Annotated in this window: 18 protein-coding genes; 13 read left to right on the plus strand and 5 right to left on the minus strand. The window is 28.6% G+C overall.

Annotation, left to right across the window (positions count from 1 at the left end; translation table 11 throughout):
• Window positions 1-9 precede the first annotated feature (9 nt).
• Complete coding sequence (locus L8W56_RS06765) at window positions 10-816, plus strand: SPOR domain-containing protein (RefSeq protein WP_263659801.1); 807 nt, start codon at window positions 10-12, stop codon at window positions 814-816.
• Window positions 813-1,595 carry a shikimate dehydrogenase gene (locus tag L8W56_RS06770; protein WP_263659802.1) on the plus strand — a complete coding sequence of 261 codons (783 nt, stop codon included), beginning with the start codon at window positions 813-815 and terminating at the stop codon, window positions 1,593-1,595. The genes L8W56_RS06765 and L8W56_RS06770 overlap by 4 nt, the downstream gene beginning before the upstream one ends.
• On the opposite strand, the gene dnaJ is transcribed toward L8W56_RS06770, so the two are convergent.
• A complete protein-coding gene (dnaJ, locus tag L8W56_RS06775) occupies window positions 1,592-2,713 on the minus strand; it encodes a molecular chaperone DnaJ (RefSeq protein WP_133319869.1) in 1,122 nt (373 codons plus the stop codon). The genes L8W56_RS06770 and dnaJ overlap by 4 nt on opposite strands.
• Window positions 2,714-2,828: 115 nt before the next feature.
• Between dnaJ and L8W56_RS06780 the strand changes: the two genes are divergently transcribed.
• From L8W56_RS06780 to recR, 3 genes are read left to right on the plus strand one after another with little or no spacing between them, the layout of a single operon-like run.
• The gene (locus L8W56_RS06780) at window positions 2,829-3,500 is read left to right on the plus strand and encodes a response regulator transcription factor (RefSeq protein ID WP_066006696.1); all 672 of its coding nucleotides are present in this window, start codon (window positions 2,829-2,831) and stop codon (window positions 3,498-3,500) included.
• Entirely contained in the window at window positions 3,497-4,729 is a 1,233-nt protein-coding gene (locus tag L8W56_RS06785) for an ArsS family sensor histidine kinase (protein WP_263659803.1), read from the plus strand. Before L8W56_RS06780 ends, L8W56_RS06785 begins: the two co-directional genes overlap by 4 nt.
• 1 nt (window position 4,730) lies before the next feature.
• Complete coding sequence (gene recR / locus L8W56_RS06790; protein WP_263659804.1) at window positions 4,731-5,303, plus strand: recombination mediator RecR; 573 nt, start codon at window positions 4,731-4,733, stop codon at window positions 5,301-5,303.
• Here recR and L8W56_RS06795 read toward each other — a convergent pair.
• From L8W56_RS06795 to L8W56_RS06805, 3 genes are read right to left on the minus strand one after another with little or no spacing between them, the layout of a single operon-like run.
• Complete coding sequence (locus L8W56_RS06795) at window positions 5,290-6,318, minus strand: hypothetical protein (RefSeq protein ID WP_263659805.1); 1,029 nt, start codon at window positions 6,316-6,318, stop codon at window positions 5,290-5,292. The two genes, recR and L8W56_RS06795, sit on opposite strands and share 14 nt — an antisense overlap.
• The gene (uvrC, locus tag L8W56_RS06800; protein WP_263659806.1) at window positions 6,315-8,108 is read right to left on the minus strand and encodes an excinuclease ABC subunit UvrC; all 1,794 of its coding nucleotides are present in this window, start codon (window positions 8,106-8,108) and stop codon (window positions 6,315-6,317) included. Before uvrC ends, L8W56_RS06795 begins: the two co-directional genes overlap by 4 nt.
• Window positions 8,101-8,574, minus strand: a complete 474-nt coding sequence (locus tag L8W56_RS06805; protein WP_263659807.1) for a hypothetical protein — start codon at window positions 8,572-8,574, stop codon at window positions 8,101-8,103. The genes uvrC and L8W56_RS06805 overlap by 8 nt, the downstream gene beginning before the upstream one ends.
• A gap of 134 nt (window positions 8,575-8,708) precedes the next feature.
• Between L8W56_RS06805 and nhaD the strand changes: the two genes are divergently transcribed.
• Complete coding sequence (gene nhaD, locus L8W56_RS06810) at window positions 8,709-10,067, plus strand: sodium:proton antiporter NhaD (protein WP_263659808.1); 1,359 nt, start codon at window positions 8,709-8,711, stop codon at window positions 10,065-10,067.
• Window positions 10,068-10,076: 9 nt separating this feature from the next.
• On the plus strand, window positions 10,077-11,612 hold the full coding sequence (guaA, locus tag L8W56_RS06815) for a glutamine-hydrolyzing GMP synthase (protein WP_220567179.1): 1,536 nt from the start codon (window positions 10,077-10,079) through the stop codon (window positions 11,610-11,612).
• On the opposite strand, the gene L8W56_RS06820 is transcribed toward guaA, so the two are convergent.
• Window positions 11,613-12,164 carry a class I SAM-dependent methyltransferase gene (locus L8W56_RS06820; RefSeq protein WP_263659809.1) on the minus strand — a complete coding sequence of 184 codons (552 nt, stop codon included), beginning with the start codon at window positions 12,162-12,164 and terminating at the stop codon, window positions 11,613-11,615.
• Window positions 12,165-12,276: 112 nt separating this feature from the next.
• On the opposite strand from L8W56_RS06820, the gene L8W56_RS06825 reads away from it, so the two are divergent.
• The 6 genes from L8W56_RS06825 to L8W56_RS06850 all read left to right on the plus strand — a co-directional run bounded on the left by L8W56_RS06825 (window position 12,277) and on the right by L8W56_RS06850 (window position 20,606).
• The gene (locus tag L8W56_RS06825; RefSeq protein WP_263659810.1) at window positions 12,277-13,716 is read left to right on the plus strand and encodes a hypothetical protein; all 1,440 of its coding nucleotides are present in this window, start codon (window positions 12,277-12,279) and stop codon (window positions 13,714-13,716) included.
• A gap of 258 nt (window positions 13,717-13,974) precedes the next feature.
• Window positions 13,975-15,225, plus strand: a complete 1,251-nt coding sequence (gene purD, locus L8W56_RS06830; RefSeq protein WP_263659811.1) for a phosphoribosylamine--glycine ligase — start codon at window positions 13,975-13,977, stop codon at window positions 15,223-15,225.
• On the plus strand, window positions 15,222-15,680 hold the full coding sequence (locus L8W56_RS06835; RefSeq protein WP_133319881.1) for an RDD family protein: 459 nt from the start codon (window positions 15,222-15,224) through the stop codon (window positions 15,678-15,680). The genes purD and L8W56_RS06835 overlap by 4 nt, the downstream gene beginning before the upstream one ends.
• Entirely contained in the window at window positions 15,670-17,706 is a 2,037-nt protein-coding gene (locus tag L8W56_RS06840) for an LPS-assembly protein LptD (RefSeq protein WP_263659814.1), read from the plus strand. The genes L8W56_RS06835 and L8W56_RS06840 overlap by 11 nt, the downstream gene beginning before the upstream one ends.
• Entirely contained in the window at window positions 17,703-18,362 is a 660-nt protein-coding gene (locus L8W56_RS06845) for a phosphoribosyltransferase family protein (protein ID WP_263659812.1), read from the plus strand. Before L8W56_RS06840 ends, L8W56_RS06845 begins: the two co-directional genes overlap by 4 nt.
• Before the next feature lie 135 nt (window positions 18,363-18,497).
• The gene (locus L8W56_RS06850) at window positions 18,498-20,606 is read left to right on the plus strand and encodes a polyribonucleotide nucleotidyltransferase (protein WP_263659813.1); all 2,109 of its coding nucleotides are present in this window, start codon (window positions 18,498-18,500) and stop codon (window positions 20,604-20,606) included.
• The last annotated feature ends 110 nt before the right edge of the window (window positions 20,607-20,716 follow it).

Consider the following 20,716-nt stretch of genomic DNA (forward strand, 5'->3'; position numbering starts at 1 on the left):
GGATGAAAAATGGAAGAAAACAACAAAAATGAATTTGATGATATTATCTTGCAAAAAAGCAATAAAAGTGAAAAACTTAAAAAAATTTTACTCAGATCGATTATTTTAATTATTGTGTTTTTGGTAGTAATGATAGCAATGAAGTTAATTAATGATCCAGGCGAGGAAAAATCACTACAAATGCCATCAGAGCCGCAAGAGCAAGCTTCTTATGAAAATAATTTTAATTCTTTGCCTATTACAGATAATACTAAAGAAGAGGATGAATTTGAAGCTTTAGCTAGAAAACTGAAAGAAGAAAGTTCATTGGCTGATGCAAATAATACCATAGAGGAAAAACAGGAAATTCCAAGCAATAGTGTATTAGATCAAATTACATCAACAGAACCAAAAGAAGAACCAGCTAAGGTGGAAGAAAAACAAGAAGAGATTAAGCCTGTAGAAAAATCTATAGAAAAACCAATTCAAAAACCTTCTGAAAAATCAAAAACTAATGTTGTTGAAAAGCCAAAAACCCCAGAGCAAAGCAATGCAAATGAATTGTTTGAGAGCATAAAAACACCGCAGACTCAAACACACCTTGCAGCAGGTACTTATATCCAAGTTTTTTCTTTAAATAGTCTTGATCCTAAATCAAAAGAATTAAATATACTTAAAGAAAATGGATATGAATATAAAATTTACAAAACAACAGTAAATGGCAAAGAACTTACAAAAGTTTTAGTTGGGCCTTATAAAGAAAGCGAATTAAAAGCTGAATTGGAAAAGGTGCGTTCTAAAATCGCAAAAGGTGCTTTTACTTTTAGAGTAAAATGAAAATTTTCACAGTTATAGGTGATCCTATTGTGCATTCTAAATCCACAAGAATGCACAATAATGCTTTACAAGTTCTTAAAAAAGACGCAATATATACAAGATACCATTTAAAAAATAAAGCAAAATTAAAAGAAATTGTTCAAAAATTTGATGGAGCAAATATTACTATACCTTTTAAAGAAGAAGCGTATAAAATTGCAGATTTTTGTGATGAAAGTGTTAAGCAAATAGGATCTGCCAATACTTTAATAAACAAAGATGGTAAAATTTATGCTTATAATACAGATTATCTAGGATTTTTAAAAGCAATTGAAAATTTTTTTTCTATTAAAAATGCTTTGATTTTAGGTGCTGGTGGCACCGCTAAAGCTTTAGCTTATGCTTTAAAATCTATAAATATTGAAGTTGCAATAGCAAATCGCTCTAGTGTTAGATTTAAAAATTTAAATAATTATCCATGTTTTTTATATGATCAACTTGATTTAAATACACAATTTGATTTGATAATAAATACGACTAGTGCAGGTTTACATGATGAAAGTTTACCTTGCGAAGAAAGGATTTTAAAAAATATTTTTCAAAAAACTAAGTATGCTTTTGATGTTATTTATAGTAGAGAAACATCTTTTTTAAAGTTGGCACGAGAAAATGGATTAAAAATAAAAGATGGCATGCAAATGCTTTTATGGCAAGGTGTTTTTGCTTTTGAGTTATTTTTAGAGTGTCAAAAAACAGAAGAAATTTATAAAGCCATGGAGATGGCTTTAAAACTTCCTTAGTGACTAAACCAAGATTTGATTTTATCAAACAAGCTTTCTTGTTCTATAAAAGCTTCCTCATTTTCTAAGCCAAAGCTTTTTTCAAGTTGCAATAGTAGATTTTTTTGTTCATCAGTAAGTGTTTTTGGAAATTTTATTTCAATTTGTACAATATGCGAACCAAGTTTTCCATTGTGAATATTTTTAACACCTTCATTAGCTAATTCAAATTTTTGTTTATCTTTTGCACCCACTGGAAGTTTAAGATCAGCCTCTCCTCTTATGGTGGAAATTTTAATTGTCTTTCCAAGAGCAGCTTGGGTAAAAAATACAGGTACTATGGTATATATATCATCATCATGTCTAATAAATTTATTATCATCTTCTACAACGATTTTGATATACAAATCACCTCTTTGAGAAGAATTTGGAAGCTCATTTGCTTTGTTTTGCACTCTAAGACTCATACCATTATCAATACCTTCTGGTATATCAAGTTCTATATGATCTTTTATTTCTTCATAACCATTTCCATGGCATGTTTTACACTTATTTTTTATTATTTTCCCACTGCCCTTACAATGATCACAAGTTTGTACAAAAGTCATAAAACCTTGTCTAACACCAACTTGTCCTTTTCCTCCACAATGAGAACAAATATCTTCTTTTCCATTTTCTGATCCACTACCATTGCATATTTTACAAAATGTTTTATAGGTAAAATCAATTTCTTTTTTGCAGCCAAAAACAGCCTCTTTGAAGCTAATCTTTACCGCTATTTTTAAATCATGTGGATATTTTTTTCCTCTTTCTTTTTTACGCGTTGAGTTTCCAAAACCAAATCCATCTCCAAAAAAACTTGAAAATATATCCCCTAAATCAACATCTCCAAAACCACCAAAACCACCGGCTTGTCCTTTTAATCCTTCTTTGCCGTATCTATCATATATACTTCGCTTTTCATCATTGCTAAGTACTTCATAAGCTTCATTGACAAGTTTAAATTTTTCTTCAGCTTCTTTATCTCCTTGATTTCTATCAGGATGATATTTTAATGCCATTTTTCTATAAGCTTTTTTTATAGTTTCTTTATCTGAAGTTTGAGAAATTTCTAATATTTCATAATAATTAAGTTCCACTTTTTTCCTCTCTTGAAAAATTAATATTATAATTTTAGCAAAAAAATAAATGAATAGTTAAATTATGTGTTATAATATTAAGTTTGTAACATATTTTCACTAATAAGGGGTAGAGATGATTAATGTTTTAATGATCGAAGATGATCCAGATTTTGCAGAGTTTTTAGCAGAATATTTGGCCCAATTTAATATCAAAGTTACTAATTATGAAGATCCGTATTTGGGAATGAGTGCTGGTATAAAAAATTATGATTGTTTAATTCTTGATTTAACTTTACCTGGACTTGATGGTCTTGAAGTTTGTCGCGAAATAAGAGAAAAATATAGTATTCCTATTATTATTTCTTCAGCTAGAAGCGATTTAAGTGATAAAATTGTAGGACTTCAAATAGGTGCGGATGATTATTTGCCAAAGCCTTACGATCCTAAAGAAATGCATGCAAGAATTATGAGTTTAATCCGTCGTTCAAAACGCGTAAATGAAACTCCTGAAAAAATAATCAATTCAGCTTTTAAAATTGATGAAAAAAGACATGAGATTAGTTACAATGAAGAGGTTTTAATTTTAACTCCTGCTGAATATGAAATTTTAAGTTATATGATAAGACAACATGGATTTTCAGTTAGCAGAGAGCAGCTTGTGTATCACTGCAAAAGCTTGAAAGATAAAGATTCTAAAAGTTTAGATGTAATTATTGGTAGGCTTAGAACTAAGATCGGCGATAGTTCGAAGGCACCAAAGCATATTTTTTCAGTTAGAGGGATAGGATATAAATTAATAGGATGAAAGTAACTATTAATCTTAAGATTACCGTTCTTTTCGCAACGGCTTTTTTGTTTGTTTGTGCTTTGTTTGTGCTCTTGGGTAAGGTTCAGGTTGATTCTTATTTAACCAATGAGCAAAATAGACAAAAAGAAATTGTAGAAAAAATTATATATAATTTAGAAAGAAAAGAAGGTTTTTCAATTCATGATTATCTTCTTTCTAAGTCTTTTAAAATAGTTGAAAATGAACGCAGTGCAAAACATATAGTTGCAAAAGGTGAAAAGGTGCTTAAGGTTAATTCTGCTTACGGTAGTTTTTCTTCTATTATTTATCATAATCAAATTTTTTTTTATGTTGAACAAATTAATTTAAAGCAGCTTTATGAGCTAAATGCATCTACGCGTTTAGAGTATTTGTTTTTACTAAGTTTCTTTTTTAGTTTGATTTTGATTATATTTTTATATTTTTCTGTTTTAAGATCTTTAATGCCTTTAAAAATTTTAAAAAAGAAAATTAAAAATATTAGTGCTGGAAAAATAGAACCTTTATCCGAATATTCACAAATTAATGATGAGATTTCAGAAATTTCTTTTGAATTTGACCATGCTATTAATAAAATACAAGAATTAGTAAAATCAAGACAATTTTTTTTAAGAATGATTATGCATGAACTTAAAACACCTATTGGAAAAGGTAGGATAGTTTGTGAGATGCTAGACAATCAAAAACAAAAAGACCGCTTAGTAGCGATTTTTGAAAGACTTGAATTATTGATTGATGAATTTGGTAAAATTGAAAAAGTTTTATCTAGAAATTGCCAACTAAATTTGCAAACTTATCATTTGAGCTTAATTTTAGAGCAGGCTGAAGATTATCTCATGAGAGATGATTTTTATCAAAAAGTTAAGATTTCTTACAAAGAAGATACTATGATTGTTGCTGATTTAGAACTTTTTTCCTTAATGCTTAAAAATTTGATTGATAATGCTATTAAATATTCTGACGATAAAGCTTGTGAGATTATATGTTCAGGGGACTATGTAATTGTTAGAAATAAAGGGGTTCAACTTAAAAAAACTTTTGATTATTATTTGAAACCTTTTGTAAGAGAACAAAATACTCAAGTTGAAGGTATGGGATTAGGGCTTTATATTATCAATAATATTTGCAATCTTCATGGTTATAATTTAACTTATAGTTATGAAGATGGTTATCATATTTTTAAGATTGTTTTTTCAAGGTTAAAATGACTTGAAAGATTTAGAAAAATTTAATGAATTGGTAAATGTATTTTCTGCATTGCCTACTATCGGTAAAAAGTCCGCATTAAGACTTGCTTATCATGTTTGTATAAAAGATCCTTTGCTAGGTTCTAAACTTGCTTATAGTATTGAAGAATCCATTAGAGGGATTAAAAAATGTATACAATGCGGGGCTTTAAGTGAAAATGAATTATGTGAAGTTTGTTCTGATATAGAAAGAAATAATAATATTATTTGTATAGTGCAAGATCCTAAAGATGTATTAATTTTAGAAGATAGTAAAAGCTATGATGGGCTTTATTTTGTACTAGAAAATACCAACGAAGAAAATATTACTAAATTAAGAGTAATGATTGAAAACAAAAATACTAAAGAAATTTTTTTCGCTTTTACTCAAGGCTTAAATTCAGATGCTGTAGTTTTTTTTATAGAGGAAAAATTAAAGGATTTAAATTTGAGTTTTTCCCAAATAGCCCAAGGTATTCCAAGCGGTGTTAGTTTGGAAAATGTCGATTTTATATCTTTACATAAGGCTATTAATCATAGAACTAAACTTGATTAATATATTTTTTAAGTAAAATTATCCATTCATTTTTGCTAATGTCATTTATAATTTCATCGGCAAAATCACAATTTTTAACTCTATTTTTGGTAAAAAGTAAAATTTTATTTTGTGAATTTTGTATTTTATATTCATGTAGTATTTGACTAAAATATAAAATATCGAACTTTATGACTTCATAATCAACCAAAATTAATCTAAAATTTAATTTTAAAGCGTTCTTAAAATCACTTAGGCTATCTACGATTTGATTATTTGAGCAAAATTGATTGGTTATATTTAAAATTAGATTATTTTCAAAACTAGAAGATTTAAAAATCAATACATTGTATAAATTTGCTATTTGATAACTTTCTTCTTTAAAATTTGTACTTAAAAAATTGATAAGATCTTTGACATTGACATCTACAAATGTGTAGTTTAGCGTATTTTTTATTTTCTTCTTTGAAATAATAAAGGAATATTTTTTCTCTACTTTTTGAAAATCATCAAAAATTTCACTACTAATGCCTATATCTAATAAAATACATTGTACTAAAAAATTTTCAATCACATCATCATTTACAATGCATGCGTGGATATTCTTAAAAATAATATTTTTTGTTTTTGTATTTATTTGATATTTTTTTAAAATCGGTTTTAGTGTAATGGAATTTTCTAATCGCATATAGTTAAAACTTTGAATAAGATATTGTAAGTTTTTTTGTAAAAGTTTGTTTTGTATTTTTTGATCTTGCAATTGTTTTTGCGTTAGCTCAAATGATGTTTTTAATTTTTCTTTTAGATCTATTAAAGAGGTTGAACTTGATATTTTTAAAAATTTTTCTATTTCTTGAATAATGATATTATCTTTTTTAAGTTTTTGATTTTTTATGATTAAATAAATACATGTAGCGATAAATATTAAAATACTAATAGAGGTATAAATATAGAATAATTTTTGATCAATTGGATATAAAAAATAATAATTGAAAAAACATAAAATCAAAGTTAAAGAACTAATAAAAAATATCATAAATTTTCCTTAATTATTTTGGCTATTTTTATATTAGAAAGTGATTTTAATTCATTAAAATCGGCTTTACTGATTTTATCAAAACTACCATAATAATCTAAAAATTTTTTAATATAACCTTGAGAGATTCCAAGTTGTATCAACTTAGAGCTTTGTAGGTCCTGTTTTCTTTTTGTTTTTTGGTGAAAACTAATTGCGAAGCGATGTGCCTCATCGCGTAATTTTTGTAAAAATTGCAATTTTTTATCATCGGTAGAAAGTTGAATTTTTCCTTCTTGAGTATAAATTTTATCTTTTGCACTTCCTTTTGCTCTATAAGCTTTAGCATCTATTTTTTCTTTAGATATAGCTAAAATATCCACATTTGCTCCAGAACTTTTAATAATATCATTTGCTAGTTTCAATAAGGCATTCCCACCATCAATCAGCCATAAATCAGGCGGTGGATTTTTATCAAAGGATAAAGCTCTTTTACTAAGGATTTGAAGCATTTGATCATAATCATTTTTATAAGATAAATGATAGTGTCTATAAGAGCTTTTATCAAATTTCCCATCTTTGAAGGTTACTAAAGCACCTACAATTGCATCACCTTGCATATGAGAATTATCAAAAATTTCTATATGATTGGGATAATTTTGCAGATTGAAAAAATCTTTTAATTCTTTTAAAAATAAATAACTTTCATTTTTTAAATGCTTTTGTATGTTTATTTTTGCATTTTCTAGAGCAAGCTCACACAGGGCTTTTTTTTCACCAAGTTTTGGCGATTTAAGGTAAAATTTTTTAGAAAATCTCTCGCTGAGTAGATCTTGCAGTAGCTTCATGTCTTCAAAATCTTTGTGTGTATAAATATGAGTTGATTTTATTGGAGATTCTTGAGTGTAATTTTCTAGAATATATTGTTTATAAATTGCATTTAAGTCAAATTCGTTTTGATTATTAAGAGCTAGTATTTTATGGTTTGAACTAATGATTTTACCATTATTTATTACAAAACGCACCATGGAGAGTATGTTTTCTTCGCAATAAATAGCATAAATATCAAAATCTTCTAATTTTGCAAGGTCTATTTGTATTTTTACACTTAAATCTTCAATTGTTTTAATTTGATCCCTTATAAGAGCTGCTTCTTCGTAGTTTTCACTCTTTGCGTACTCAAGCATTTTATTTTCTAAATTTTTTGTTAAAGATAAGGGATTTAAAAGAGCTTGTGTGGCTTTTTGGATAATTTTTTCATATTCTTGTTTAGAAATTTTTTGCTCGCACGGACCTTTGCAACGCTTAATCTGATAAAAAAGACAAAGTTCTTTGCAAGATTTCTTTTGTCTTAGCTCAAAAGATAAATATAAAGCATTTAAAAGCTCTTTTGCGCCTTTAAAAAATGGACCAAAGTATTTTATTTTATTTTTTTTGATGATTTTTCTTGTAATTTCAAATCTTGGAAAATCTTCATTTAAGTCTATATAAATATAAGGGTAGGTTTTATCATCTCTTAATAATATATTGTATTTTGGGTGTAATTGTTTTATAAAAGAATTTTCTAGTATTAAAGCATCAGCCTCGCTTTTTGTGGTAATAAATTCTAAATGATGTGTTTGGCTAATCATCTTTTGAATTCTTAAACTATTGCTAGGATTTGGGCAAAGATTTGGAGTGAAATTAAAATAACTTCTAACGCGGTTTTTTAAATTCTTGGCTTTACCTACATATAAAAGCTTACCTTGTATATCAAAATACTGATACACGCCAGGTAAATTAGGTAAGGTTTTGAGTTCATTTTCAAGCATTTTTTATAAGCTTTCGTAGTTCTTCAAATTTATTATATAAAATAGGATTTTCAAAATGATTTTTAAAATTTCCATTAGAAAGCTCTAGATGAGTTTTTTTATGTGCGCTAAAAGTATTGTTTTTGGATATAAAGTTTTTGTCGCTAAGTATTTTTATATTTTCCACTTTTGCAAAATTACTCATTGGCTTAGCTAAAATATAGTTTTTTATGAGACTTTTAATCATTTTTTTGGTATTATCGTGATTAAGCTCCATATATGCAATGTGGTGTTTAACTAAAATAATCAAAGTATTATTTTTTATAAAGAGTTTAGTAATCATTTGTTGGTGATTATGGTTAAACAGTTTTAAAAACTCTTTATATTGCAAAAGTGCTTTTAAAGGTCTATAATGTTTATATTTTTCAGAATTAGCAAATATATCAATAACATCACGACTTGTTTTAATATCATTTTTAACTTCCATTTAATTATTGTAACATTTTTTTTATTAATATTTTTAAGTGCATGTGGTTATAAAGCTGCTCCATTTTATGAAATAAAAGATAATAATGGCAGCGTAAAGGAAATAAAAAAATTCCAATCTTTGGAGAGTGAAATATGAGTAGAATACTTTTTTTGCTTTGTTTTAGTATTAGCTTTTTATTAGCAGGTCAAACTCATGAGTTAAATTTGGCTTTTAGTGCTTTAGGTGTAAGTGTTTTAATAATTTTTGTATTGGGGTATTATTTTATAGCAGCGGAAGAAAAATATCATATCAATAAAACTAAACCTGCTTTATTTATAGGAACATTTTCTTTTATTGTCGTTGGTATATATATGGTAGTAAATGATTTAGACACGCAAATACTTGAAGAAAGCGTTAATCATCTTATCTTGGAAATCGCACAAATTGTGTTTTTCTTAATAGCAGCAATGACTTTTATAGAAGCATTAATAGAAAGATCGGTTTTTGAAACTTTAAAATATAAGCTTGTAAGCAAGGGTTATACTTATAGAAAATTATTTTGGCTAACAGGAATTTTGGCTTTTTTTATCTCTCCGATTGCAGATAATCTTACAACGGCTTTGATTTTATCCACTGTGCTTTTAACTATAGATAAACATAATAAAGAATTTTTAATCCCAGGCGCTATAAATATTGTAGTAGCAGCTAATGCTGGCGGAGCTTGGTCGCCATTTGGTGATATTACTACTTTGATGGTTTGGACGGCAAAAAAAGCTACTTTTTTTGAATTTTTTGCTCTTTTTCCTGCTTCTTTTATTGGATGGTTTCTTACGGCTTATTTGCTATCGCGTTATGTGCCTGATGTTGAGCCAAATTTTCATAAAGATAATCTAGAAAAAGTTGAAATTAAGCCAGGTGGTAAAGTATTTATTGTGCTTGGTTTTTTAACTATCGCTTTAGCAGTTTTTATCCATAGTATTTGCGATTTGCCTGCAATGTGGGGTATGATTTTTGGTCTTTCTTTGCTCAGCTTATATATGTATTTTTTCAATAGAAAACAAGGTAAAAAAGATTTAAATATTTTTCATTATATGACGCGTATTGAAATGGATACTTTATTATTTTTCTTTGGAATTTTATCTGCTGTGGGCGCTTTACATTTTGTTGGATGGCTTGCTTATGCTTCCGATCTTTATACAAAATTTGGAGCTACTAGTATTAATATAAGCGTAGGATTTTTATCTGCTATTGTAGATAATGTTCCGGTTATGAGTGCGGTATTAAAAGCTAATCCAAGTATGGATGATACTCAATGGCTTTTAGTAACTCTTACAGCAGGAATTGGAGGATCATTGATAAGCTTTGGCTCAGCAGCTGGTGTGGGGGTAATGGGAAAAATGAAAGGAATTTATACTTTTAATTCTCATTTAAAATATGCATGGACGATTTTAGTTGGATATATAGTATCTATTATAGTTTGGTATGTACAATTTCAATTGTTAAATTTATAAAGGAGTTAGATGAAAAAAGCAGATATTTTGGTTTTGGACTTTGGTTCGCAATATACACAGCTCATTGCAAGAAGATTAAGAGAGCAGGGCGTATATGCAGAAATTTTACCTTTTAATGTAAGTTTAGATGAAATTAAAATTAAAGAGCCTAAGGGTATTATTTTAAGCGGTGGACCGGCTAGTGTATATGCAAATGATGCTTATTTTTGTGATAAAGGTGTTTTTGATTTAAATATACCAGTTTTAGGAATTTGTTATGGTATGCAACTTATGGCACATCATTTTGGTGCAAATGTAGCTCCAGCAGGTCATAAAGAATATGGCAAAGCAACTATAGATATTCAAAATGATAGTGACTTGTTTAAAAATTTACCTAAAAAACAAACGGTATGGATGAGTCATTCTGATAAGGTAGAAAATTTACCACAAGGTTTTGAGGTTTTAGCAACAAGCGAAAATAGTCCTTTTTGTGTATTTGGAGATGAAAAGCGTAAATTTTTTGCTTTACAATTTCACCCTGAAGTTCAACATAGTGAGTTTGGAAAAAGCATCTTAAAAAATTTCGCTAAGTATGCATGTAATTGTGATAGTATATGGAATATGGGATCTTTTGCAAAAACTCAAGCGCAAAAAATTAAAGAAGAAGTGGGTAATGATAAGGTATTATGTGCTGTTAGTGGTGGGGTTGATAGCAGTGTAGTGGCTGCATTACTAGCAAGTGCGATAAAAGATCAAGTGGTAGTAGTATTTGTTGATAATGGTCTTTTAAGAAGCGGTGAAAAAGAGCAAGTTGAATATATGTTTAGACATACTTTAGGTATTGATCTAATTAGTATTGATGCTAGGGAGATTTTCTTAAGTCGCTTAGCGGGTGTTAGGGATCCTGAGCAAAAGAGAAAAATTATAGGAAATACCTTTATAGAGGTTTTTGAAGAAGAAGCTAAAAAACATAAAGATGTAAAATATTTAGCACAAGGAACTTTATATACTGATATTATTGAAAGTTCGGTTGTAGGAGCTAGTAAAACCATAAAATCTCATCATAATGTGGGTGGGTTACCTGAAAAGATGAATTTAAAACTTATTGAACCTCTAAAAGAAATTTTTAAAGATGAGGTAAGAGCTTTAGGAATAGAACTTGGCTTGAGTAAAGATGTAGTTTATCGTCATCCTTTTCCGGGACCAGGGCTTGCTATACGCATTATGGGTGAAGTAAATGAGCCTAGTTTGGAGCTTTTGAGAAAAGCTGATGTGATTTTGATTGAAGAATTAAAAAGCAGTGGTTGGTATGATAAAACATGGCAGGCTTTTTGCGTGCTTTTAAATGTGCAAAGTGTTGGCGTAATGGGAGATAATAGGACTTATGATAATGCAGTTTGTGTGCGTGTGGTGAATGCAAGTGATGGTATGACAGCTACTTTTTCTCATTTACCTTATGAGTTACTAGAAAATATTTCACGCCGTATTATTAATGAAGTAGAAGGAATTAATCGTGTGGTGTATGATATTTCTAGTAAGCCGCCAGCGACTATTGAATGGGAATAGTTATTTAGTGCAAAAATAAACAAAAGCAGGAGGGAGATTTTGCCAAATGATAGGTGAAATTTCTACCTTGCTAAAAGTAGTAAAAAGTTTTTTCTTAAAAGCTCTTCCTTTTGGCGTGGGCAGTATATATGCAAATGTTGCAAAGCAACCATTTTTCTCTAAAACTTCATGAATGGACTTTAATAATAAATCTTGTTCTTTGGAATTTAATAAAGCCCAAGGAATTCCAGAAATAATTAAGTCCGCGTTGTTGATTGCTCTTTTTTCTAACATATCAGGTAGAAATTCCGCTGATCTAATTTCTAAATCTATATTTTTTATATTTTGTTGTAGTTTTTTTGCCATATGTGGATTAATTTCAACTGCAAAAAATCTTGCATCATGATTTTTTTGCTTAAGGATATATTTGGTAAAACTTCCTGTTCCAGGTCCTATTTCAATAATATTTTTTGCATGTTGGACATGAGAGGTTATGAGTTTGCTTAGTTTTTTTGAGCTTGCACAAAATGCTCCTGTTTGCTTTGGATTTTTAAAGTATTGATATAAAAACATAGATTAAATACCTAAGATAGTTATTTTTAATAAATTTTAAAATATTATTGTAAATTTATGAAAACAAAGTTAAAATAAGAATTTAATTTTTCTTTAGATCAAGGATTTGGATATGCATGGAAAAATAATGGTTTATGTGGATGGTACTGGAAGAGGAACAGTAATTAATCTTGCAAAAACATTTTTTGAATTTAATAAACATGCTTGGCACGATAAAAGAAGCATGCCAACGGTTGGTATGTTTGTTGAGTTTAGATCCGATGGAAAGCATATTACAGATTTAAGACCTTCTAAATTTCAAGAATTTGGAGATAATGATTTTATCAAAGAAAGAGATTTTTGGAAAACAGATAGTGATGATGAATTGGAGGATTTAAGACTAACAAGGCGTGATGCTTATGTTCAAGAGCTTTATAGAGAAACCGATTATGATAATCTTGATAAGATTACTCTAAATTTGACTATCCCACAAGCCATTCAAAGGTATTTTTATAATGAAACACTATCAATCAATGCTGTGAAGGATATTAATACAGATGAGGTGCCATATATTATAGATTTTTTTGCTATGAAGCGTTTTTTACATAAGGCTTTGGATACTTTGCTTTTTTCAGATAATACCATTAACCAAGCTGACTTTTCTGCTATGAAAAATATTATAGTACATCTTGAAATGGCTTATAAAGATATGAAAGATAAACAAAAACATATCAACATGGAGCGTTTGTATGATGAGGTCTTTTTGTCTCATCAATGTCATTATCAAGCACTTCTTGCTTCGATCGACAATAGGAAAAATAGAAAATTAGCACTTGATCGCCAAATGAGTACTTTGATTACAGATATTAAATCAAAACAAGCGAGAATAGAAACAGAAAGTGGCAAAAAACGACAAGAATTTGAAGAAATGATACAAAGTAAAAAACAAAGGCTTGTTGAAATAAAAAATGAAGTAGATTATTTTACAAAAAGCATTGAAAAATTAGAGGCAATGAGAAAGTCTTTCTATGAAAAAAATCTTACCATTTTTAATAATAGTTTTAATATGGCTAGAGAGAAACTTTTTGAGAAAATTAAACAAGGTTTAAATATATGTGCTACAAAATTAGATATAGAAATTTGGAAAAAATCTTTAAAATCAACAAGTATAAAAAATTCTTATTTTAAAACTGCAAGCGAAATTTCTTTCTGCACTCTTTCTTTTGCTGAACTTTATTTAAATAGATTAAATAAACATGCACTAAATCCAAATGATCAATTACTGCTTTCTTATGTTAAAAAAGTAAGAAAAGAATGTGAAAAAAGTTTTTTAATAGTTACTTCCAATCCTGATTTATATGTTAATATGAAAATCCAAATTTTTGCAATGAATCCTTATTATGTTGTTAAGCATGCACCTAAAAAAGTAAATTATCAAGGATTGATGAAAAATACTGAATTTGATATAGTTTATGTAGATGAAAAAACTATTTGGGCATCTGTTGCTGATGTTATTTTAGAAGGAAAGTATTTTTTAAAAAAGGACTCTAAAACTAAATTCAAAATTTTATAAAAATCCTTTTAAACCCTATTTTTAAGTTTTCTTAGTTATAATTAGAATGCCTAAATGGTTCGATATGGTATTAAAGAGGATCCAACACATTAATTATAAGCTGTGATGTGTGATTTACCGTGTTCTGTGACTTCGTTTGAGTTTTGAAAAAAGCGAGAAGCTGCAGCCTTTAAAAATCACCTAATGGCATACTTTGACTTTTTGAGGGTCAGACACTTATACTCCGGCCATTTGGGTTTTGATATTTTAAGGAAAATAATGAAAATTTTAATATTAGGAAGCGGTGCTAGGGAATATTCTATCGCTTTGGCTCTTCAAAAAACAAATGATAATTTGGAATTTTATTTTGCACCAGGAAATGGTGCTACCGCTAAAATAGGAACAAATCTTAATATGAAAGATCCTAAGGTTATTACAGCTTATGCAAAGGCATCTGAGATTGATCTTTGCATAGTTGGAAGTGAAAATTTTCTAGCAGAGGGTATAGTAGATCTTTTTAAAGAAAATAATATTGCTATTTTTGGTCCTACTAAAGCTGCTGCTATGCTTGAAGCTTCAAAATCTTATATGAAGAGTTTTTTAAAAAAATATAAAATTAAAACAGCTAAATTTTTAAATACAACAGATTATGAGAAAGCTAAGAAATTTATTATGAGTTTAACTCCTCCTATAGTGGTAAAAGCAGATGGTTTGTGTGCGGGCAAAGGTGTGATTATTGCTCAAAGCCATGAAGAAGCTTTAGAGGCTACTAAAAATATGCTTAGCGGAGAGAGTTTTGGTGAAGCTGGTAAGATTGTTGTTATAGAAGAATATCTCAACGGATTTGAATTAAGTGTATTTGCAGTTTGTGATGGAGATGATTTTATATTGTTACCTGCTGCACAAGATCATAAAAGATTACTGGATAATGATAAGGGACCAAACACAGGAGGAATGGGTGCATATGCTCCAAGTATTTTAGCAAGTGAAAATTTATTAGAGCAAGTAAAAAAAGATATAGTAGTACCAACTCTTAAAGGTATGAAAGAAGAGGGTGCTGAATTTGTTGGAGTATTGTTTATAGGTTTGATGGTTGTAAATAATAAACCTTATGTTTTAGAATACAATGTGCGTTTTGGTGATCCTGAGTGTGAAGTTTTGATGCCTTTGATAGAAAATCCTTTGGATTTATTTTTAGCATGTGTGAATAAAAATCTTGCAAATACTCGTATAAAAATCAAAGATGAATTTGCAGTAGGTGTGGTTTGTGCAAGTAAAAACTATCCTTATAAAGATTCTCCAAAAGCATTAATTGATATAGGAGAAATTCCGCAAAATTCTCATATTTCTTATGCTGGAGTAATTTTAGAAAATAACAAACTATATGCTAGTGGTGGTCGTGTATTAGTTTGTGTAGGAACTGGAAAAAGTATTGAAGAAGCGCAAAAAAACGCTTATATGCTTTGTGATAATGTTCATTTTAAAGGAAAACAACATAGAAAAGATATTGCTTTTCAGGTTCTTAAATGAGTGCAAATCAAGAATTATTTGACAAACTAGAAAAAGAAGAGCTAAAAATAGCAAGTTTTAAAAAAAGATTTTTAGCTTATATTGTTGATAGTTTTGTGATTTTAGCTATTGTGAGTATTATTTTATTTGATAAGATTAGTTCTATGCAAACTTATGATGAAATTCACAATCTTTTAATACGTTTTGCTGGTGGAACTTTAATTTTGCAATTTACATATCATAGTTTATTTACATATTTATATGGCGCAACTTTAGGAAAAATGCTTTTGAAGATTATGGTTATTGATCAAAACTTATTAGATAAACCAAATTTCATTCAAAGTGCTTTAAGAGCAGGTGTGAGGCAAATTAGTGATATGTTGTATGGTTTGGGTTTTGCTTGGGCTTTAAGCAATATCGTTTTAAAAACTTGGCATGATTATGCGGCCAAAACAGTGGTGATAGATCTTGCGTAAAATATTACTTTCTTTGGCTTGCATAGGAAGTTTATATGCTTCTAAAGTAGATATCTATGCTTTGGATGTTGTTAAAAAAAATGATATTATAGAGGCAAAAAATAATGTAGTTGTGGTATCTGATTTTTATTTGATAACTGCAAGCGAGGCTAAATTTAATGAAACAACAAAAGATTTGGAGCTTTTTGGAGATGTTAATATCTTAAGGGGGCAAAAAGAAAGAACTAATTCTACTTATACGAAGATTAACTTAAAAGATAACACTACAGCTTTTAAAAATTTATTTTTTTCAAATAATGATTTGGAGGTTTGGCTACAATGTCATCAAGCTAAAATTGATGACAAATTTGTAATGAGTAAAAAGTCTGTTGTATCTAGTTGTAATGTTGAAAATCCTGATTGGGAAATTCGTTTTGATGAAGGCAAATTAAACAAAGAGAGTAATTTTTTACATCTTTATAATGCAAGATTATATGTAAAAAATGTTCCGGTAATGTATTTACCTTATTTTGGTTTTAGTGTAGATACTAAAAGAAAAAGCGGATTGTTAATTCCCCAAGTAGTTTTAAAACAAAGTGAGGGGCTATATTATAATCAGCCAATTTATTATGTTATTGATGATAATGCGGACATTCAATTTGAACCTCAGATTAGAACAAAAAGAGGTTATGGCTTATACTCAACTTTAAGATTTATTGATACCCCTTATTCTCAAGGTGAAATTAGCGGTGGTATTTTTGGTGAAAAATCAAGTTACAAAAGAGAAGAAAATTTAAAAAATAAAGAACACTATGGTTTAGGGGTTAAATATTCCAATGAATCTTTATTTAAAAGTCTTTTAGGTGAAGAATTTCAAGAGGGTTTATGGGTTGATGCTACTTATTTAAATGATGTTGATTATATGAATTTAAGTTCTAGCGCAAAAACCGAAGCTTCTTTAGTTACTTCTAAAATAAATTATTTTTTATCAGATGATGATAATTATTATGGTGCTTATGCAAAGTATTATATAGACACTTCTAAAATTAGCAATAAAGATACTTTACAAGAATATCCATCTTTTCAATATCATAGATATTTAAATGGATTTTTTGATAATTATATACAATATAGCTTGGATGCTTCTTTTCATAGGTATTATAGACATACGGGTATTTATGCTAAAACTTTAGATTTTGATTTACCTTTAATTTATCATACGAGTTTTTTTGATGATTTTTTAAATTTTGCTTTCACAGAAAGGATATATGCAAATTTTGTAGATTATTCTAATACAGATGTTAAAAATCAAGAACATTTATTTAGAAATTCTCATAATTTTTCTTTATATACAGATCTTTCAAAGCCATATGAAAATTTTTATCATACTCTATATTTAGGGGTTAATTATTTTCTACCTGGAGCTAAATCAGGTGAAATCACTGAAGATTTTGTAGAGTTAAAAAATGATCCTGAGCAACTTAATTTTTCAATGTATCAGTATTTTTATAATACTTTAGGCAAAAAAAAATTATATCATAACTTGAAGGTTAAATACTTTACTAAAGAAGGTAGCTTTGGTGCTTTTGATAATGTTGTAGAATATTTTTACAATGATTATATAAGTTTAAGAAATGAAGCTGAATATTCTGGAGTTGATAATCGTTTTGATAAGGTTTTTAGTGAAGCTTTGTTTGATTATGGTGAATGGAAGATTAGTTTAAACCATGCTTATAGAATGTATGAGAATGAAAAATATAATTTTATAGGAACTAAAGCCCAATATGATATAAATACTAATTATCAAATTTTTGGCGGATTGTGGTTTGATTTGAACAAAGATCCTGAAAAATGGGAGATAGGTTATACTTATCAAAGAAAATGTTGGAATTATTCTTTGATGTATCGCAAAGATATTTCACCTAAACTTACAAGTGGTGGTATTAGTGCTAAAGATCAAAGTGGTGTATATTTTATGTTTAATTTTTATCCATTAGGCGGAGTATCTTATGATTTTTCTTTAGAGGAAAATGAAAGGTCGATATGATATTTTTTGAAGATGAAAAAGATGCACTTGAGAAATTATATGATATATTACCATTAAACAAACTAAAAGATTATATTATTATTACACCTTCTTTAAAATCGATAGTTTTTGTTGATACACTAGCACAAAAATTAGAAATTCCATATGATTTTTTATTTACAGAACAAATTAAAGCTCCTAATAATGATGAATGTCAAATAGCTATGATTAGTGAAACAAAGGAGTTGGTTTATAATGAGGCTTTAGTTAAAGCTTTTGATATAAGTTTAGATTATATTTATGGTGAAGCCAATAGAACCTACGAAGAAAAAATTTTAAAAAATGTGTATCGTTATAGAAAAGGAAATCTTTTAAAGGATTTAAAAGGGGGAAATATTTTAATATTGCATGAAGGTTGCGAAAGTGGAATTACTGCTTCTTCATGTATTAAAAGTTTGTTAAAAGAAGAAGTAAATAGTATTGTTTATGCTACTGCTTTAATGCCAAGTGATGTATATGAATATATCGGTGTTTTTGTAGATGAGGTTTATTGTGTGCAAAAAATTGATCATTTTGTGAATATTGAGTTTTATTTTAAAAATAAAACGATTTTGCAAGCTCATGAAATTTTAGATATTTTAGAAGAAAGTAAATATTATCTTCCATTAAAGAGATAAATTTATATCTAAACAATCGGTTGTTTAGATATAAATTTATAGGCAAAACAAAAACAGGCTTTTTAAGTTTTAATTTTTAAAATTTAAAAAGCTTATTTGGTTTTTGCCTATGATGAAAATATTAAAGGAAAAATCATGCGACATGAAATAAATATTAATAATCATCTTGAAATATTTGAGACTAATAAGGTTGCAAAACAAGCAGCAGGTGCAGTTTTAATGCAAGAAAAAAATGCTGTAGTTTTGGCAACTGTTGCTAGAGAAGAAAAAATGGTAGAAGAGGATTTTTTACCTCTTACGGTACAATATATAGAAAAAGCTTATGCAGCAGGAAGAATTCCAGGTGGTTATGTAAAAAGAGAAACTAAACCAGGTGATAATGAAACTTTAAGTGCAAGGATTATAGATAGAAGTTTAAGACCTCTTTTCCCAAAAGGCTATGCCTATCCAACTCAAATTGTAGTAATGGTTCTTTCTGCTGATCCTGAAGTAGATCTGCAAGTGATGAGTTTAAATGCCGCAAGCATTGCTTTATATTTAAGTGATATTCCTATAAAAGCGCCAGTTTGTGGTGTAAGAATAGGTCGTATGAATAATGAATTTGTTTTAAATCCAAGCAATAGTGAATTAAAAAATAGCACCCTAGACCTTTATGTGGCAGGTGTTAAAGATGAGCTTTTAATGATAGAAATGAGAGCTTTAGCAAACAAACAAAATGGTCAACATTGTATGAACGAGCTTAATGAGGATGATGTTTTAAAGGCTTTAGAATTTGCAGGTAATGCGATTTTGCGTGGCTCTAATGAATATGAAAGAGTTTTTGCTGCTTATAGAAAAAATTCCAAACTTGAATTTAAAATAGAAACAGATGGTGGCAAAATTGTTGATTTTATTAAAAATTCCTATATCTCAAAGCTTAAAATTGCAATTAACCAAATGGCAAAAAGTGAAAGAGCAAGTGAAATCTCACAAATAGCAAAAGAGATTGAAAATGAAGCTAATGCTATTGAAAATGAATGGAAAATTGAAGATATTGAGAAAGCTTTATATTTGTGCAAAAGAGAGCTTGTTAGAAGTCAAATTCTTAATGAAAATAAAAGGGCAGATGGTAGAGGCTTGAAAGATGTTAGAAAGATAGATATAGAGACAAATATTCTGCCAAATGCACATGGATCGTGTCTTTTTACTAGAGGGCAAACTCAAGCTTTGGTTATAGCTACCTTGGGAAGTGATAATGATGCGCAAATGTCAGATTTACTAACAGAAAAAAATCCTATATGCGAAAAATTTATGGTAAATTATAATTTTCCAGGTTTTTCCGTAGGTGAGGCTACTCCTATAAAAGCTCCAGGTAGAAGAGAGTTAGGGCATGGAAATTTAGCAAAAAGAGCTTTACATCCTAGTATTGATACGGATTATATTCATACTATTCGTTTAGTGTCTGAAATTTTAGAAAGTAATGGTTCTAGTTCTATGGCTACTGTTTGTGGTGGTGCTTTGGCTTTAAGAGCCGCAGGGGTAAAAAGTGAAAAACTAGTGGCAGGTGTGGCAATGGGACTTGTTTTTGAAGATGAAAAATATGCTATTTTAACAGATATTATGGGTCTTGAGGATCATGATGGAGATATGGATTTTAAAGTAGCAGGAAGTTACAAGGGAATCACTGCTTTGCAGATGGATATAAAACTTGGCGGTATAGAGCAACAAGTTTTAAAAGAGGCTTTATATCAAGCAAAAGAAGCTAGGGAGCACATTTTACAATTAATGGAAGAGGCCAATCAAAACATAGTTGTTAATGAAGCAATTTTACCAAAGATTGAAATTTTTAATGTAGATCCAAGTAAAATCCCTGATATTATTGGCCAAGGTGGTAAAACTATAAAAGAGATTATAGAAAAATTTGAAGTTAATATTGACTTAGATAGAGATAAAGGTGAGGTTAAAATAGCAGGAATTAATCATGATTTTATTTCTCAAAGCAAAGAATATATATTAAATTTAGTTCATTCTAAAGGTTCTAATAAAAAGCGCGATAGAAAAGAAGTGCCTAAATTTGATATCGGAGAAGAATTTATAGGAAAAGTTCAAAAAGTTGTAGAATTTGGAGTTTTTGTAGAACTTAGAGATGGCGTAGATGGTTTATTGCATAATTCTAAATTCAAGGAAAAGCTAGAAATTGGTAACGAGGTTAAGGTTAAGGTGGCAGAAATTAAAAATGGAAAAGTGTCGTTGGACTTAGCTTAATTGTTTAAATTTAAGCATATTTAAGAATATGCTTAAATTTTTATTTTAGATCTTGACAAAAAAATATTCTTTTGGCATAATTTCATTTTTTGATTGTCTCGTTAGCTCAG

Source organism: Campylobacter sp. IFREMER_LSEM_CL1085, assembly GCF_025772235.1.
In the GTDB taxonomy this organism is placed as follows: Bacteria; Campylobacterota; Campylobacteria; order Campylobacterales; family Campylobacteraceae; genus Campylobacter_D; species Campylobacter_D lari_D.